Source organism: Vibrio sp. Sgm 5 (assembly GCF_026241575.1).
Taxonomy (GTDB): domain Bacteria; phylum Pseudomonadota; class Gammaproteobacteria; order Enterobacterales; family Vibrionaceae; genus Vibrio; species Vibrio jasicida.
The window spans coordinates 123,918-138,655 of record NZ_JAPHPY010000007.1; the positions used below are offsets into that span (position 1 = coordinate 123,918).

Consider the following 14,738-nt stretch of genomic DNA (forward strand, 5'->3'; position numbering starts at 1 on the left):
ATATTAAAAAGTTGTAGTATATTTTTTTGCAAGGAAGTAATAAGGTGGAATAAAAAATGGCAGAGAACTATAAGAAGCCGTCCAAGGAACTAGACCGTATCGACCGCAACATTCTTAATGAACTGCAGAAAGACGGTCGTATTTCGTACGTTGAACTTTCAAAACGTGTAGGACTTTCTCCAACGCCGTGTTTGGAGCGTGTGCGTCGCTTAGAGCGTCAAGGTTACATCACAGGTTACACTGCGCTATTAAACCCGCAGTTCCTAGATGCATCACTATTGGTATTCGTAGAAATTACGCTTAACCGTGGTGCGCCAGATGTATTCGAACAGTTTAACGCAGCTGTTCAAAAGCTAGACGACATTCAAGAGTGTCATCTAGTATCAGGTGATTTCGACTATCTTCTAAAAACCCGTGTATCTGATATGGGTGCTTACCGTCGACTACTTGGCGATACGTTACTACGTCTACCTGGCGTAAATGACACTCGCACCTACGTAGTTATGGAAGAAGTGAAGCAAAGTAACCAGCTTGTGATTAAAACTCGTTAAATTCTTGCAAAGAAAGCGGTAAATGCTTCCGCTTTCTCGATAGAGTAATTGGGTTTTTCTCTTTGATATGGTTAAATCAATTTACCGAGCGGCTTTTGCCGCTCGGAATGTTTTGCTTATTCCTAATTCATTTCCATATTCAAGTTGATTTATGTTCAAAGAGAACGCAAAGAAAGTCGAAACCATCATCAAAACCAGTGAAGAGCCTCAGTCTTCGCGTCTTAATGGCTTCCAACGCTTAAAAGAGTGCTGCTTTATCGTTGGCGTTCTTAGTTCGGTATTGTTGGCCGTTGCACTATTTACGTTTAGCCCAGCCGATCCGTCTTGGTCCCAAACTGCTTGGGGCGGAGAGATCGATAACGCTGGTGGTTTGTTCGGCGCTTGGCTTGCCGACACGCTATTTTTCACATTTGGTTCCCTCGCGTACCCACTGCCATTCTTGCTTACTGCAGGGGCATGGGTGATCTGTCGTAAACGCTCAGAGGACGATCCAATTGACCTAATGCTGTGGGGAACCCGTCTATTAGGTTTAGTTATCCTTATTCTTACCAGCTGTGGTCTTGCAGACATTAACTTTGACGACATTTGGTATTTCTCTTCTGGTGGTGTTGTTGGTGATGTGCTGACGAGTCTCGCGTTACCAACGTTGAATGTGCTTGGCACAACCTTGGTATTACTGTTCTTGTGGGGCGCAGGCTTTACGCTATTTAGTGGTATCTCTTGGTTAAAAATTGTCGAGTGGCTTGGCGATCGCGCTTTGGGTCTGATTGCTGCAGTCACTAATAAGGCACGCGGCTCAGAGCAAGAAACGCTAGAACCACAATTGGATGAGTTTGTTGACGATCGTGTTATGACGAAACGTCGTGGTGACGATCTGGAAGATGAGCCGCTACCGCACTTAACCGCGTACGAAGTGGATGAACCAAAAGAGTCGGTCCCTGCGCATGAGTACCCAATCTACATGCCTCAATCCGCGGCGGCAGAACAAGCTACATCTCAGTCTGTCTCACCGAAACCGGCCGAGCCTGCTCCGCAGTCAGTTGTTATCCCTGCCTCTATTGCTCAAACTGCTGCTCAAGCGGCACCTGTTCAAGCACAGCCTGTTGAGCCCGTTCAAGCAGTAAACACTGACAACGTGGACCCAACGGTTGAACGCACTAAGCAACTTAATGTCACGATTGAAGAGTTAGAAGCCGCGGCACAACAAGCGGATGACTGGGCGGATGAAGTTCAACCAGTGCCAGTTGCACAAGAAAATGTCGCAGCGCCGATACAGCAACCTATTGAGCCGACACCTGTTCAGCCTGCTTATGCTGCGCAATCAGAACAAGCTTCATCCCAAGCGCCAGTTCAACCTCAAATTGACGTTCAGGCAGAACCGTATGTGCAACCTGAGCAGACCGCTCAAACTGAACCGTTTGTGTCTGAGCCTGTTGAGCATGAATCAATGTACTCTGAATACGAGCAGTTCGAAGCGGAGCAAATTCAGCAGTCTTATGTTGCTCACGACACAGTACATCAGCAAGATGAGCCAATGATTGATTCGGCTTCTCTTGATAACATCACTGAACAAACAGAGCCGAACCAACACATCGAACCAACGATTTCTAACTTTGATGTATTGGATGAAGAAGATGAATTCGTAGCACCGCAAACTGTTCATCAAGCTCAACCTGTTCACGCTGAACCACAGCAACCAACGGTAGCACCAACTCAGAATGTCCAACCGCAAGTTGCCGTTCAACCTCAACCGCAGGCACCTTCGGCAACGTTTGATCCTGCTCCTCAAGAAGTTGAGGTAGAAGAGGTTCAAGAAGGTGATCAAGACGTAGCAGCGTTCCAAAATTTGGTTTCGAGTGCTCAAGCGAAGGTCGCGGCGAAGCAAAACCCGTTCTTGGTACAGCAAGATCAAAACTTGCCAGTACCAGAAGAGCCACTGCCTACTCTTGAATTGTTGTACCACCCTGAGAAACGTGAAAACTTTATTGATCGTGATGCGCTAGAACAAGTGGCTCGTTTGGTTGAAACCAAGCTTGCAGACTACAAAATCAAAGCGGATGTTGTTGGGATTTACCCAGGTCCGGTTATCACCCGTTTTGAGCTAGATTTGGCTCCGGGTGTGAAAGTAAGTCGAATCTCTGGTCTATCAATGGACTTAGCGCGTGCACTTTCTGCTATGGCCGTGCGTGTTGTTGAAGTAATTCCGGGTAAACCATACATCGGTCTAGAGCTTCCTAACATGAGTCGTCAGACGGTATTTCTATCTGATGTAATCAGTAGCCCTCAGTTTGAACAAGCCACGTCACCAACAACGGTCGTTCTTGGTCAAGACATAGCGGGTGAAGCGGTGATTGCCGACATTGCGAAGATGCCTCACGTGCTGGTTGCTGGTACCACTGGTTCTGGTAAATCAGTCGGTGTAAACGTGATGATCTTGAGTATGCTTTACAAAGCGTCTCCAGAAGATCTGCGTTTCATCATGATCGACCCTAAAATGTTGGAGCTTTCAATCTACGAAGGTATTCCTCATCTTCTTTCTGAAGTTGTAACTGATATGAAAGATGCGTCTAACGCACTACGTTGGTGTGTAGGCGAGATGGAGCGTCGTTACAAACTGATGTCTGCATTGGGCGTGCGTAACGTGAAAGGCTTTAACGAGAAGTTGAAGATGGCAGCAGATGCTGGCCACCCAATTCACGACCCATTCTGGCAAGAAGGCGACAGTATGGATACTGAGCCGCCGTTGCTAGAAAAACTGCCTTACATCGTTGTGGTTGTCGATGAATTTGCCGACCTTATGATGGTTGTGGGTAAGAAAGTTGAAGAACTGATTGCGCGTCTTGCTCAGAAAGCTCGTGCAGCAGGTATTCACTTAATCCTTGCGACTCAGCGCCCATCGGTTGATGTAATTACTGGTCTCATTAAAGCAAACATCCCAACTCGTGTTGCGTTTACGGTATCGACGAAGACCGACTCACGTACCATTCTTGACCAAGGTGGCGCAGAGTCGCTACTTGGTATGGGTGATATGCTTTACTTACCGCCTGGTTCTAGCCATACGACACGTGTTCACGGTGCTTTTGCATCGGATGATGATGTTCACGCGGTTGTAAATAACTGGAAAGCTCGCGGTAAGCCAAACTACATTGATGAAATCATCAGTGGTGACCAAGGTCCTGAAGCTTTACTACCGGGTGAACAAATGGAATCTGACGAAGAAGTCGATCCTTTGTTCGATCAAGTTGTGGAACACGTCGTTCAGTCTCGTCGCGGTTCTGTATCGGGCGTTCAACGTCGATTCAAGATTGGTTACAACCGAGCTGCGCGTATCGTAGAGCAACTGGAAGCACAAGGCATCGTGAGTGCGCCTGGCCATAACGGAAACCGCGAAGTCCTTGCTCCTGCGCCACCAAAAGATTAATGAACTTGTCTTACTCACCTCAGTCCAACTGAGGTGAGCAACTCTAGGTCTTTGACCCTCTGATAGGTATCTGAATGAAAAAACTATTTTCAGCGAAACTATTCTCTGCGCTTGTTTTAAGCTTCTCTCTCTTCTCAACTGCACATGCAGCGTCTCCAAAAGATGAACTAAGCAAACGCCTAGCGATGAACGAAGGCTTCAGGGCGGATTTTTCTCAACAGGTCATCAGTCCTGAAGGTGAAACCGTCATGGAAGGGGAAGGAACGGTTGAAATTTCTCGTCCAAGTCTGTTCCGTTGGAGCACTACATTCCCGGATGAGAACTTGCTTGTCTCTGACGGTAAAACGTTGTGGTACTACAGCCCATTCATCGAGCAAGTGAGTATTTACTGGCAAGAGCAAGCAACAGAGCAAACGCCATTTGTTTTGTTAACTCGTAATCGTGCAAGTGATTGGGATAACTACAAGATTTCGCAAAAAGGTGACGAATTCACCCTCATTCCTACGGCGGTAGACTCCACACAAGGTCAATTCCAGATTAATATTGATGCCAAAGGTGTGGTAAAAGGCTTCAATGTAGTGGAACAAGATGGGCAAAAAGGCTTGTTCACGTTCAACAATGTGAAGCTTGGTAAACCCAAAGCAGACAGATTTACATTCACAATTCCAGATGGTGTGGAAGTGGATGACCAAAGGAATTAATAGGTAGTGAGCAATTACACATTAGATTTCTCGGGGGACGAAGATTTTCGTCCCCTTGCTGCACGTATGAGACCGGAAACGATTGAACAGTACATCGGTCAGCAGCACATTTTAGGTCCTGGTAAGCCGCTACGCCGTGCGTTAGAGGCTGGGCATATTCACTCCATGATTCTGTGGGGGCCTCCGGGCACAGGTAAGACGACGCTAGCGGAAGTGGCGGCAAACTACGCCAACGCAGAAGTAGAGCGTGTATCAGCTGTGACCTCAGGCGTAAAAGAGATTCGTGCTGCTATCGAGAAAGCACGTGAGAACAAAATGGCGGGCCGTCGTACCATCCTATTCGTGGATGAGGTGCATCGCTTCAACAAATCTCAACAAGACGCGTTTTTGCCGCATATTGAAGATGGCACGGTTACCTTTATTGGAGCGACGACAGAAAACCCATCGTTTGAGCTGAATAACGCATTGTTGTCTCGTGCTCGCGTGTACAAGCTGACGTCTCTCGACAAAGATGAAATCTCGTTAGCGTTGAACCAAGCGATCAGTGACAAAGAGCGCGGCTTGGGAAATACGCCCGCACACTTTGCTGATAACGTATTAGACCGCCTAGCAGAATTGGTAAACGGTGATGCTCGCATGTCTCTCAATTATCTTGAGCTGCTTTACGATATGGCAGAGGACAATGTGCAAGGTGAAAAAGAGATCACGCTTAAGTTGCTTGCGGAAGTAGCAGGGGAGAAGGTATCTCGCTTCGATAACAAAGGCGATATCTGGTACGACTTAATATCTGCGGTCCACAAGTCGATTCGTGGCTCAAACCCGGATGCTGCGCTGTATTGGTCTGCGCGTATGATTGCTGCTGGCTGTGATCCTTTGTACATTGCTCGACGTTTGTTGGCGATTGCTTCTGAAGATGTAGGCAACGCTGACCCTCGCGCAATGCAAGTGGCACTGTCTGCTTGGGATTGCTTTACCCGTGTTGGTCCAGCAGAAGGTGAACGTGCTATTGCACAGGCGATCGTGTACTTAGCGTGTGCGCCCAAAAGTAATGCGGTATACGTGGCGTGGAAACAAGCGCTCACAGACGCTCATAACTTACCTGAATATGAAGTGCCGCATCACCTTAGAAATGCACCAACCAGTTTGATGAAAGACATGGGTTATGGGGCAGAGTATCGTTATGCTCACGATGAGCCTGGCGCTTACGCTGCTGGTGAGCAATATTTGCCACCTGAAATGGGCGATCGTAGGTACTATCAGCCGACAAATCGTGGTCTAGAGACCAAAATCGGCGAAAAGTTAGATTACTTGGCTACTTTAGACGCAAATAGCCCACAAAAGCGCTATGAAAAGTAGGCGTTTTTGGATACATTTGTTCAGTAAATTTTTTTAACGCGTACGCTTGGAAAGTGCGCGTGATTTCACAACAAAAAGCATAGGATTAACAATGCTGGATTCTAAATTACTTCGTACAGAGCTGGATGAAACAGCTGCTAAACTGGCGCGTCGTGGCTTTAAGCTAGACGTAGATACTATTCGTAAACTTGAAGAACAACGTAAGTCCATTCAAGTAGAAGTAGAAAATTTACAATCCACGCGTAACTCCATCTCCAAGCAAATCGGCCAAAAAATGGCGGCTGGCGACAAAGAAGGCGCAGAAGAGATCAAGAAACAAATCGGTACGCTAGGTAGCGATCTTGATGCGAAGAAAGTTGAACTTGAGCAAGTAATGGCTCAACTAGACGAATTCACGCTTTCTGTACCAAACATCCCAGCAGATGAAGTGCCAGATGGCAAAGATGAAAACGACAACGTTGAAATCTCTCGTTGGGGTGAGCCAAAGACTTACGACTTCGATCTGAAAGATCACGTTGACCTAGGTGAAATGGGTGGCGGTCTTGATTTCGCAAGTGCAGTTAAGATCACTGGTGCACGTTTCATCGTGATGAAAGGCCAATTTGCTCGTCTACACCGTGCGATCGCTCAGTTCATGTTGGACCTTCACACAGAAGAGCACGGCTACACTGAAATGTACGTACCTTACCTAGTTAACTCTGACAGCCTATTCGGTACTGGTCAGCTTCCTAAGTTTGGTAAAGACCTTTTCCACACTGAGCCGCTAGTAGAAAAAGTAAACGACGAAGAACCACGTAAACTGTCTCTAATCCCGACAGCAGAAGTACCTGTAACGAACCTAGTTCGTGACACGATTTCTGATGAAGCGGATCTACCACTTAAGATGACAGCTCACACACCATGTTTCCGTTCAGAAGCCGGTTCTTACGGTCGTGATACACGTGGTTTGATTCGTATGCACCAGTTCGACAAAGTTGAGCTAGTACAAATTACTAAGCCAGAAGATTCAATGAACGCACTAGAAGAACTAACAGGTCACGCTGAGAAAGTTCTACAACTTCTAGAGCTTCCTTACCGTAAAGTGGTTCTATGTACAGGTGACATGGGCTTTGGCGCTCGTAAAACTTACGACCTAGAAGTGTGGGTTCCTGCTCAAGAAACTTACCGTGAAATCTCTTCATGTTCTAACATGTGGGACTTCCAAGCTCGTCGTATGCAAGCGCGTTTCCGTCGTAAAGGCGAGAAGAAACCTGAACTTGTACACACGCTAAACGGTTCTGGTCTAGCTGTAGGTCGTACCATGGTTGCTATTCTAGAAAACAACCAAGAAGCAGACGGTCGTATTGCAATCCCTACAGTACTTCAGAAGTACATGGCGGGCGCAACGCACATCGGTTAATTCATTAACCACTAGAACATCAAAACCCAGCCTTAGTGCTGGGTTTTTTGTTATCTGCGTCGAGTGAAAACGTACTGTTTTGTATATTAATGCACCGTTTAATGATGAGTTCGCCCAGAATCTGATAGTGCGTAATAAATGATATTTTTCTAAGCGGTTTTCAACGTGACAAGGTAATGGCTTCATTTGCCCTTATTGTTAAACGTTATGCCAGTAAATCATCTTTCATTTCTCGTAACTTTTGCGCTTACCTTACTCGTTAGTGAGAGTGTTATCGCAAGTAAACATATTCAACCTCAATACTTAGATAGTGAGAGAACCGAACGCTTTTTCGCGCGCGAAATAGTGCAACCTTCAAAAGAAAATATGCAGCTTCGTAATTCACTCGACTGGGGATACGAGCTTGAGTTGGCAAGTGCGGCTGGTGACACTGAATCGGTGTCTAATTGCAAAGACTTAGCTACTGCAAACTCTGCGGGCTTTACTGCGGCTAAAGCTTATGAATACGGCGCGTTTAAAGCGTATTTAACTCAGTGTCAAACATGGAGTGAGATGGCAAAGTTAGCTGCCTCTAAGCGCTCATATATATCGAAATTCAAGTTAGATGATAGCTTTCCTAGTTTAGCTCCAAGTGCGCTTGCTTTTGTTATTTCTAACGAAAGAGTTGAGAAAGCAAAGACACTATCAACGTGGGATGAAGCAGACCATATCCAAAGAACTCATGTCTACAGTGAAGTGAGAGCAGAGTACTTCGACGCGACCGATGGCTTTCAAGTCGTTACGATTGTAGCAAAAGGTGATTACAACGCTGACGGCATCGAGGATGTCGTTATTGAGAAAGAGAATAGTGTACTCAGTGGCTCGTATTCTTCTTCACACGGCTATGTATTAACTCGCATGTCTGAGCAAGCGCGATTTACTGTGTTGGCTGAATGGTAATGACACGATTGGTGGCCATTTGGGGTTTTAGTGTTGCTATGATGAGCACATTTGCTGTTGCTAGCGCCTTGCTCAGAAAAGTCTTTGAATGTTCAGTAAACCAAACTATGAACTTTAGTATTTCGATAAAACAAGGCAAAGGCGAGGTTATCGTTAATAAGTCCATTGTGAATCAAAGCCCAGTTATACTGCGCATTAAACCTAAAGATTATCATGTCAAACATTACCATCGAGCGTTGGTAGATGAGAAGTCACTGGAATTTAGTGTTGGTGAGCGCGTCATATTAGTCAGTGAGTACTTTAGCGAGGAGTTTGATGAGGTAGAGAAGATACTCAGTGTTACTTTGAGAGAACCTGAGCAAACGCAGTACTTTGAATGTGAGGAAGGGAGTATGAGTCACCTTGCATTGCTTTTCCAAGAGATTACAGAATGATTATTACCAGAGTGTAATAGTGTTTTCGAATTTACCCTAATTATCTTGTTATTTGTAATCGATATAATCATCCACCTTACCACGGTAAGTAGATTTTCTCATTCAAGTAACGAGGAGGGCTTATGGCCGTAGGGTGGGCAAACGACGATAGCGTCAGCCAACAAATTCAAAACACAATAGACGACGAGATTTCCCGCGTTCGTGGCAGTATCACAAAGGGTGAGAGCGCCCATTATTGCGATGAGTGTGGTGATGAGATTCCGGAAGCGCGTCGTCTTGCGATGAAAGGTGTTCGTTTGTGTATCGAATGTCAGTCAACAATCGAATTGGTGTTTCAACGCCAAGCATTATTTAATCGACGAGCGAGTAAAGACAGCCAACTGCGTTAACTTTACTTTTTTTCACGTGAATAGAGAAAACGGTTTGAGTTGTATACTCAAACCGTTTTAGCATTTATTCACTGAACTTGTTCTTTGTATTAGTCGAGAACGTATCAAGCGAAGCAATCTTGATGTTGAAGCGCCGCATCAATCGCGCTAACTAATTTCTCAATATCTTCCGGCTTGCTGATAAATGGAGGCATCATATAAATCAGCTTGCCAAATGGGCGAATCCAAACACCGTGTTCAACAAAGAGAGCCTGGATGGTTGCCATATTCACTGGGCGATGCGTTTCTACAACACCAATGGCACCTAACCAACGAGTGTTCTTCACCAACTCGTATTCTTCAAGGTTTGGTAGTAACTCAGAAAACAGCGTTTCTATTTGTTGAGTTTGTTGTTGCCAGTTACCTTGTTCAATCAATTCCAAACTTGCAGTGGCAACAGCACAGGCGAGTGGGTTACCCATAAAGGTTGGACCGTGCATAAAACAACCAGCGTCACCACCACAAACGGTATCCGCAACGTGTTTGCTCGCCAGAGTCGCAGAGAGGGTCATGTAGCCGCCGGTGAGCGCTTTACCAACACACAAAATGTCTGGTTGAATATCTGCGTGTTCGCAAGCAAACAGTTTACCGGTACGCCCAAATCCGGTTGCGATTTCATCTGCAATCAATAACAAACCGTGTTTATCACAAAGCCTACGTACGCCTTTGAGAAATTCTGGATGGTAGATACGCATACCGCCTGCTCCTTGAACGATAGGCTCTAGGATCACCGCAGCAAGTTCTTTATGGTGAGTCTCAATCTTGTGCTCGAAGTCAGTAAGATCTTCTGGATCCCATTCATCCCAATAACCACAAGTTGGTGACTCCGCAAAGATATGCTCAGGTAAAAAGCCTTTATAGAGGGAGTGCATCGAGTTATCTGGGTCGGTAACCGACATTGCCGCGAAAGTGTCGCCGTGATAACCGTGTCGCAAAGTAAGAAACTTTGGTCTGCGTTCGCCTTTCGCATGCCAATATTGCAGCGCCATTTTCAAGCTGACTTCTACAGCAACAGAGCCTGAGTCGGCAAGGAATACATGTTCAAGATTAATTGGTGCAAGAGATAGCAACTTCTTACACAAACTGATTGCTGGCTGATGGGTAATACCACCAAACATCACGTGGGAGACCTGATCGATTTGCTGGTGAGCGGCCTGATTTAAGTGCGGGTGGTTGTAGCCGTGGATCGTCGACCACCAAGAAGACATGCCATCTACAAGCTCTGTACCGTCTTCCAATTTAATGTGAACACCGTTTGCGGATTCTACCGGGTAGCAGGTCAGAGGTGTCAATGTCGAAGTGTAAGGATGCCAGATATGCTGGCGGTCGAAGGCGAGATCCATGTGCGATTCCAATAATAATTAAGATTAAAAAATAAACAGATGTAAACTTTGTTCTTTTGTGTTGTGTTGACAGTTTATCGAGACTCAGTAGACTGTCAACACAACAACAAAAGTGACTAAAGGAATACACGTGGAAGTTCGTCATAACTGGACGCATGCTGAAGTGCGCGATCTCATGGAAAAACCATTCATGGATCTCCTATTCGAAGCGCAGCTTGTACATCGTCAATATCAACAAACCAACCATGTTCAAGTAAGCACGCTTCTGTCGATTAAGACAGGTGCTTGTCCAGAAGATTGTAAGTACTGTCCTCAGAGTGCTCGTTACACCACAGACATCGAAAAAGAGCGTCTGATGGAAGTTGAACGTGTACTCGATGCTGCACAAAAAGCGAAAAACGCTGGCTCAACCCGATTTTGTATGGGCGCAGCATGGAAAAACCCGAAAGAGCGTGACATGCCGCATTTGACCGACATGATCAAAGGTGTGAAGGGCATGGGTCTAGAAACGTGTATGACGCTTGGAATGTTAACGCCAGATCAAGCTAAGCAACTGGCAACCGCTGGTCTGGATTACTACAACCACAACCTTGATACCTCACCTGAGTTTTACGGCAACATCATTACCACACGTACTTACCAAGACCGTTTAGATACCCTGTCTCACGTACGTGATGCCGGAATGAAGATCTGTTCTGGTGGCATTATCGGCATGGGCGAAAGTGCCAATGACCGAGCAGGTTTGTTTGTGGAACTGGCTAACTTACCAACACATCCGGAAAGCGTGCCAATCAATATGCTCGTGAAGGTGAAGGGCACACCACTGGAAGAAGTGGATGACGTTGAGCCCTTTGACTTTATTCGTTTGATAGCAATTGCCCGCATTATGATGCCTATGTCTGCGGTTCGTTTATCGGCTGGCCGTGAAGATATGAACGAGCAGATGCAAGCGCTGTGCTTTATGGCTGGTGCAAACTCCGTCTTCTATGGCTGCAAACTTCTGACCACGCCAAACCCTTCTGAAGACAAGGACATGATGCTGTTTAACAAGCTCGGCATCAACAGCCAAGAGGTGTCTCAAAAACCTGATGAAATCGAAGAAAACGAGTTGCTGGATCGCGTCGTAGAGCGCGTTGCTGCACGTCCGACTAAAGGCGATCTTTTCTACGATGCCAGCGTTTAAATCTCGTATCGAATCTGCCCTTGTTGAGCGTAAAACGCAAGGGTTGAATCGTTCTATGAATGTGGTGTTTGCCGGTAACCAGTCCGTTTTGGAACACGAAGGCAGACGCTACATTAATTTCTCAAGTAATGATTATTTGGGCTTGGCAAACGACCAAGCGCTCGTTCGTGCATGGCAGCAAGGTTTAAGTGTATACGGAAGTGGCAGTGGAGCATCGCCATTGGTGACTGGCTTTAGTGCAGCACACAGCAATTTAGAAGCCGCACTGACCGAATGGTTGGGCTACGACAGAGCAATTCTGTTTGGCTCTGGGTTTAGTGCGAATCAAGCGTTGCTTTTTACTCTGCTAGAAAAATCAGATGTGCTGATTCAAGACCGTTTGAACCACGCGTCTTTGATGGAGGCTGGGGCGTTATCTCCAGCTAAAATGAAGCGCTTCAAGCATAACGATATCGAGCATCTAAAATCGCTGTTGAATAGCGAAGACAACCATCTAGTTGTGACTGAAGGGGTATTCAGCATGGACGGTGACTGTGCGCCGCTCAACGATATAACTGAAGTCACTCGCAGTCATGATGCTTGGTTTGCTGTCGATGACGCTCATGGGATTGGAGTGCTTGGTGAATCTGGTGGTGGCTCTTGCGAATTGGCGATGATTAAGCCCGAGATATTGATCGTTACCTTCGGCAAAGCATTTGGAATGTCTGGCGCTGCTATTTTATGTGACCATGCAACGGGAGACTTTTTAACCCAGTTTGCTCGTCACCATGTGTATTCTACGGCGATGCCTCCAGCACAAGCCTTCGCGCTGACACATGCTGTCTCGATGATTCAAGAGCAGTCGTGGCGACGTGAAAAGCTTACAGAATTAAGTGAAGTGTATCGAGACAGTGTCAGCGATCTCGACGGTTTTGTCGAAACGCAAACCTCGATTAAGCCATTTATGATTGGTGAACCTGAACTGGCTTTGCAGGTTGCAAGCGCTTGTCGTCAAAACGGTATTTGGGTGAGCGCGATTCGGCCACCAACGGTCCCGCAAGGGACCTCACGACTCCGAATTACACTGACAGCCAATCACACTAAAGAACAAATACAAACGCTTTCAATGGCACTGAAACAAGCATTAGGAGCGCTGTAATGGATAATGCAGAGCACATTGCGTTAGACAGTTTCCTTCAAGATAAAGAGGCGATAGCGTCGTCTTTTGGCAAAGCAGCAGATACCTACGACCGGCATGCCGCGTTTCAACGTGATGTGGGACAAAGACTATTACAAAAACTGCCTGACGACTTAACCAATAAACGAATCTTAGACTTGGGGTGTGGTACGGGCTACTTCTCTCAACTGCTCCAACAACGTGGCGCCGAAGTGGTTTGTGGTGATATCTCACAAGCTATGTTAGATAAAGCGAAGCAGCGTTGTGGTACACAGCAAATGCAGTACCAGTTAGCTGATGCTGAAAATTTGCCTTTTGAGGACGATAGTTTTGATTATGTTTTCTCCAGCTTGGCATTGCAGTGGTGTGCGGATCTCAGTTACCCACTTAGAGAAATTCGTCGTGTGTTAAAAAAGGGAGGCACTGGCTGCTTTTCGACACTAATGGATGGCTCTCTGTATGAGTTGCGCGAATCGTGGTCAAAAATTGATGCATATCAACACGTGAATAACTTTATTACCCACAATCAGGTAAAAATTGCGTTAGCGCAATCTTGGTGCCACAACCATCATCTAGACTTGACCCCCATCACAGTTTGGTACGATTCAGCGTTTTCTGTCATGCGTGATCTCAAAGGCATTGGTGCAAATCACGTAAGCGGGCGCTCACATGGCCTAACGAGCCGTCGCACTTTGTTGCAAGTTGAGGGCGCGTACCAAGCATTTAGAAATGATCAAGGTCTTCTACCTGCAAGTTATCAGGTTTGTTTTGGAGTAATACATCTATGATTGATGCTTTTTTTATTGCTGGTACGGATACTGATGTAGGCAAAACCGTAGCGTCTAAAGCCATTTTGCAAGCATTGGCTGCAAAAGGCCTAAATACCATTGGTTACAAACCAGTGGCTGCAGGAAGCGATAAAACTGAGCAAGGCTGGCGTAATTCGGATGCGTTACATCTACAGAAAGCGGCAACGCTAGAGATCGCATATGACGATGTGAATCCATACGCTTTGGAACTACCCGCTTCTCCTCACATCGCCGCTAAACATGAAAATGTAGAGATTAAATACGAAGTATTGAGCGATAAACTGGCACAGCACAAAGAACAGTCTGACATTGTTCTTGTAGAAGGTGCGGGCGGTTGGCGTGTGCCTGTGTCTGATACAGACAGCCTGTCGACTTGGGTGCAGCAAGAGCAGTTGCCAGTGGTTTTAGTTGTGGGTATTAAGTTAGGTTGTTTAAGCCATGCCCTGCTTACGGCTGAAATCATCAAGGCAGATGGTCTAAATCTTGTGGGTTGGGTAGCAAACCGAGTAAACCCAGGCACTGAGCACTATGCAGAAATCATCGATATGCTAGAAGAACGCCTAGATGCGCCAAAACTCGGAGAGATCCCTTACATCCCGAGTGCAAAACGTAAAGAGTTGGGCAAATACATTAATGTGGACCCAATATTGAACGTCTAATTGCTGAGTTCTCGTTAGAAACTAAAAGGGCTGCATCACGCAGCCCTTTTTTCATGTAAATCTTTGTGTCTGAATGCCAGATAATGGTTTGGGTTATTTTTCTTGGCTCAGACCCATCAAAGCCGACTGTGTTTCAGAAACACGTTTTGCCATTTGAGCTTCTGTTGAAATACCCAGTTGCTGTTTTGCCTCATCCTCTGAGATACCTAGGTGACAGCAAAGTAAATCGATAGCCATTTGATAGTCGTTAGTTTCTACCATGATTTTTTCCTCAAGACATGGAAGTTTAGAGCTGCTTTATTGTCCTTTAGAGCATGCTCCGTTTCGTTCATCTGACCCGAATTTAGCATGTACAGAAA

The 14,738-nt window shown here is 46.0% G+C and carries 14 protein-coding genes; 12 read left to right on the forward strand and 2 right to left on the reverse strand.

Annotated elements, in window-relative coordinates; all coding sequences use genetic code 11:
* The first annotated feature begins 56 nt into the window (after positions 1-56).
* From lrp to OQJ86_RS06145, 8 genes are all read left to right on the forward strand, one after another.
* On the forward strand, positions 57-551 hold the full coding sequence (gene lrp, locus OQJ86_RS06110) for a leucine-responsive transcriptional regulator Lrp (RefSeq protein WP_265987193.1): 495 nt from the start codon (positions 57-59) through the stop codon (positions 549-551).
* Between the two features lie 151 nt (positions 552-702).
* Complete coding sequence (locus OQJ86_RS06115) at positions 703-3,972, forward strand: DNA translocase FtsK 4TM domain-containing protein (RefSeq protein ID WP_265987195.1); 3,270 nt, start codon at positions 703-705, stop codon at positions 3,970-3,972.
* A 74-nt stretch (positions 3,973-4,046) separates the two neighbouring features.
* Positions 4,047-4,673, forward strand: coding sequence for an outer membrane lipoprotein chaperone LolA (lolA, locus tag OQJ86_RS06120; RefSeq protein ID WP_265987197.1), 627 nt, complete (start codon positions 4,047-4,049; stop codon positions 4,671-4,673).
* Between the two features lie 66 nt (positions 4,674-4,739).
* Complete coding sequence (locus OQJ86_RS06125) at positions 4,740-6,029, forward strand: replication-associated recombination protein A (protein ID WP_276306962.1); 1,290 nt, start codon at positions 4,740-4,742, stop codon at positions 6,027-6,029.
* Between the two features lie 91 nt (positions 6,030-6,120).
* The gene (serS, locus tag OQJ86_RS06130) at positions 6,121-7,428 is read left to right on the forward strand and encodes a serine--tRNA ligase (protein ID WP_042605009.1); all 1,308 of its coding nucleotides are present in this window, start codon (positions 6,121-6,123) and stop codon (positions 7,426-7,428) included.
* 366 nt (positions 7,429-7,794) lie between these two features.
* Positions 7,795-8,367 carry an ATPase gene (locus OQJ86_RS06135; protein ID WP_265987203.1) on the forward strand — a complete coding sequence of 191 codons (573 nt, stop codon included), beginning with the start codon at positions 7,795-7,797 and terminating at the stop codon, positions 8,365-8,367.
* Complete coding sequence (locus OQJ86_RS06140; RefSeq protein ID WP_265987205.1) at positions 8,361-8,801, forward strand: hypothetical protein; 441 nt, start codon at positions 8,361-8,363, stop codon at positions 8,799-8,801. The genes OQJ86_RS06135 and OQJ86_RS06140 overlap by 7 nt, the downstream gene beginning before the upstream one ends.
* A 122-nt stretch (positions 8,802-8,923) precedes the next feature.
* Positions 8,924-9,190 (forward strand): DksA/TraR family C4-type zinc finger protein, encoded by a 267-nt coding sequence (locus tag OQJ86_RS06145; RefSeq protein WP_265987208.1) that lies wholly within the window; start codon positions 8,924-8,926, stop codon positions 9,188-9,190.
* A 104-nt stretch (positions 9,191-9,294) separates the two neighbouring features.
* Here OQJ86_RS06145 and bioA read toward each other — a convergent pair whose 3' ends face one another.
* A complete protein-coding gene (gene bioA / locus OQJ86_RS06150; protein WP_265987209.1) occupies positions 9,295-10,572 on the reverse strand; it encodes an adenosylmethionine--8-amino-7-oxononanoate transaminase in 1,278 nt (425 codons plus the stop codon).
* A gap of 130 nt (positions 10,573-10,702) precedes the next feature.
* Between bioA and bioB the strand changes: the two genes are divergently transcribed.
* From bioB to bioD, 4 genes are read left to right on the forward strand one after another with little or no spacing between them, the layout of a single operon-like run.
* Positions 10,703-11,755, forward strand: a complete 1,053-nt coding sequence (gene bioB, locus OQJ86_RS06155; protein ID WP_038867063.1) for a biotin synthase BioB — start codon at positions 10,703-10,705, stop codon at positions 11,753-11,755.
* On the forward strand, positions 11,742-12,893 hold the full coding sequence (bioF, locus tag OQJ86_RS06160) for an 8-amino-7-oxononanoate synthase (RefSeq protein WP_265987211.1): 1,152 nt from the start codon (positions 11,742-11,744) through the stop codon (positions 12,891-12,893). The genes bioB and bioF overlap by 14 nt, the downstream gene beginning before the upstream one ends.
* The gene (gene bioC / locus OQJ86_RS06165; RefSeq protein WP_265987213.1) at positions 12,893-13,699 is read left to right on the forward strand and encodes a malonyl-ACP O-methyltransferase BioC; all 807 of its coding nucleotides are present in this window, start codon (positions 12,893-12,895) and stop codon (positions 13,697-13,699) included. Before bioF ends, bioC begins: the two co-directional genes overlap by 1 nt.
* Entirely contained in the window at positions 13,696-14,379 is a 684-nt protein-coding gene (gene bioD / locus OQJ86_RS06170; protein ID WP_265987215.1) for a dethiobiotin synthase, read from the forward strand. Before bioC ends, bioD begins: the two co-directional genes overlap by 4 nt.
* Positions 14,380-14,472: 93 nt before the next feature.
* Here the strand turns inward: bioD and OQJ86_RS06175 are convergent, their stop codons facing one another.
* Positions 14,473-14,640, reverse strand: coding sequence for a hypothetical protein (locus OQJ86_RS06175; protein ID WP_095759866.1), 168 nt, complete (start codon positions 14,638-14,640; stop codon positions 14,473-14,475).
* Positions 14,641-14,738: the final 98 nt, after the last annotated feature.

What these genes read in the sequence shown, in the direction of transcription:
- OQJ86_RS06115 (WP_265987195.1), top strand. Translation starts at nt 703, where the DNA reads ATGTTCAAAGAGAACGCAAAGAAAGTCGAAACCATCATCAAAACCAGT.
- OQJ86_RS06125 (WP_276306962.1), top strand. Translation starts at nt 4,740, where the DNA reads ATGAGACCGGAAACGATTGAACAGTACATCGGTCAGCAGCACATTTTA.
- lolA (WP_265987197.1), top strand. Translation starts at nt 4,047, where the DNA reads ATGAAAAAACTATTTTCAGCGAAACTATTCTCTGCGCTTGTTTTAAGC.
- OQJ86_RS06135 (WP_265987203.1), top strand. Translation starts at nt 7,795, where the DNA reads ATGCAGCTTCGTAATTCACTCGACTGGGGATACGAGCTTGAGTTGGCA.
- bioF (WP_265987211.1), top strand. Translation starts at nt 11,742, where the DNA reads ATGCCAGCGTTTAAATCTCGTATCGAATCTGCCCTTGTTGAGCGTAAA.
- bioA (WP_265987209.1), bottom strand. Translation starts at nt 10,572, where the DNA reads ATGGATCTCGCCTTCGACCGCCAGCATATCTGGCATCCTTACACTTCG.
- OQJ86_RS06140 (WP_265987205.1), top strand. Translation starts at nt 8,361, where the DNA reads ATGGTAATGACACGATTGGTGGCCATTTGGGGTTTTAGTGTTGCTATG.
- lrp (WP_265987193.1), top strand. Translation starts at nt 57, where the DNA reads ATGGCAGAGAACTATAAGAAGCCGTCCAAGGAACTAGACCGTATCGAC.
- serS (WP_042605009.1), top strand. Translation starts at nt 6,121, where the DNA reads ATGCTGGATTCTAAATTACTTCGTACAGAGCTGGATGAAACAGCTGCT.
- bioC (WP_265987213.1), top strand. Translation starts at nt 12,893, where the DNA reads ATGGATAATGCAGAGCACATTGCGTTAGACAGTTTCCTTCAAGATAAA.
- OQJ86_RS06175 (WP_095759866.1), bottom strand. Translation starts at nt 14,640, where the DNA reads ATGGTAGAAACTAACGACTATCAAATGGCTATCGATTTACTTTGCTGT.
- OQJ86_RS06145 (WP_265987208.1), top strand. Translation starts at nt 8,924, where the DNA reads ATGGCCGTAGGGTGGGCAAACGACGATAGCGTCAGCCAACAAATTCAA.
- bioD (WP_265987215.1), top strand. Translation starts at nt 13,696, where the DNA reads ATGATTGATGCTTTTTTTATTGCTGGTACGGATACTGATGTAGGCAAA.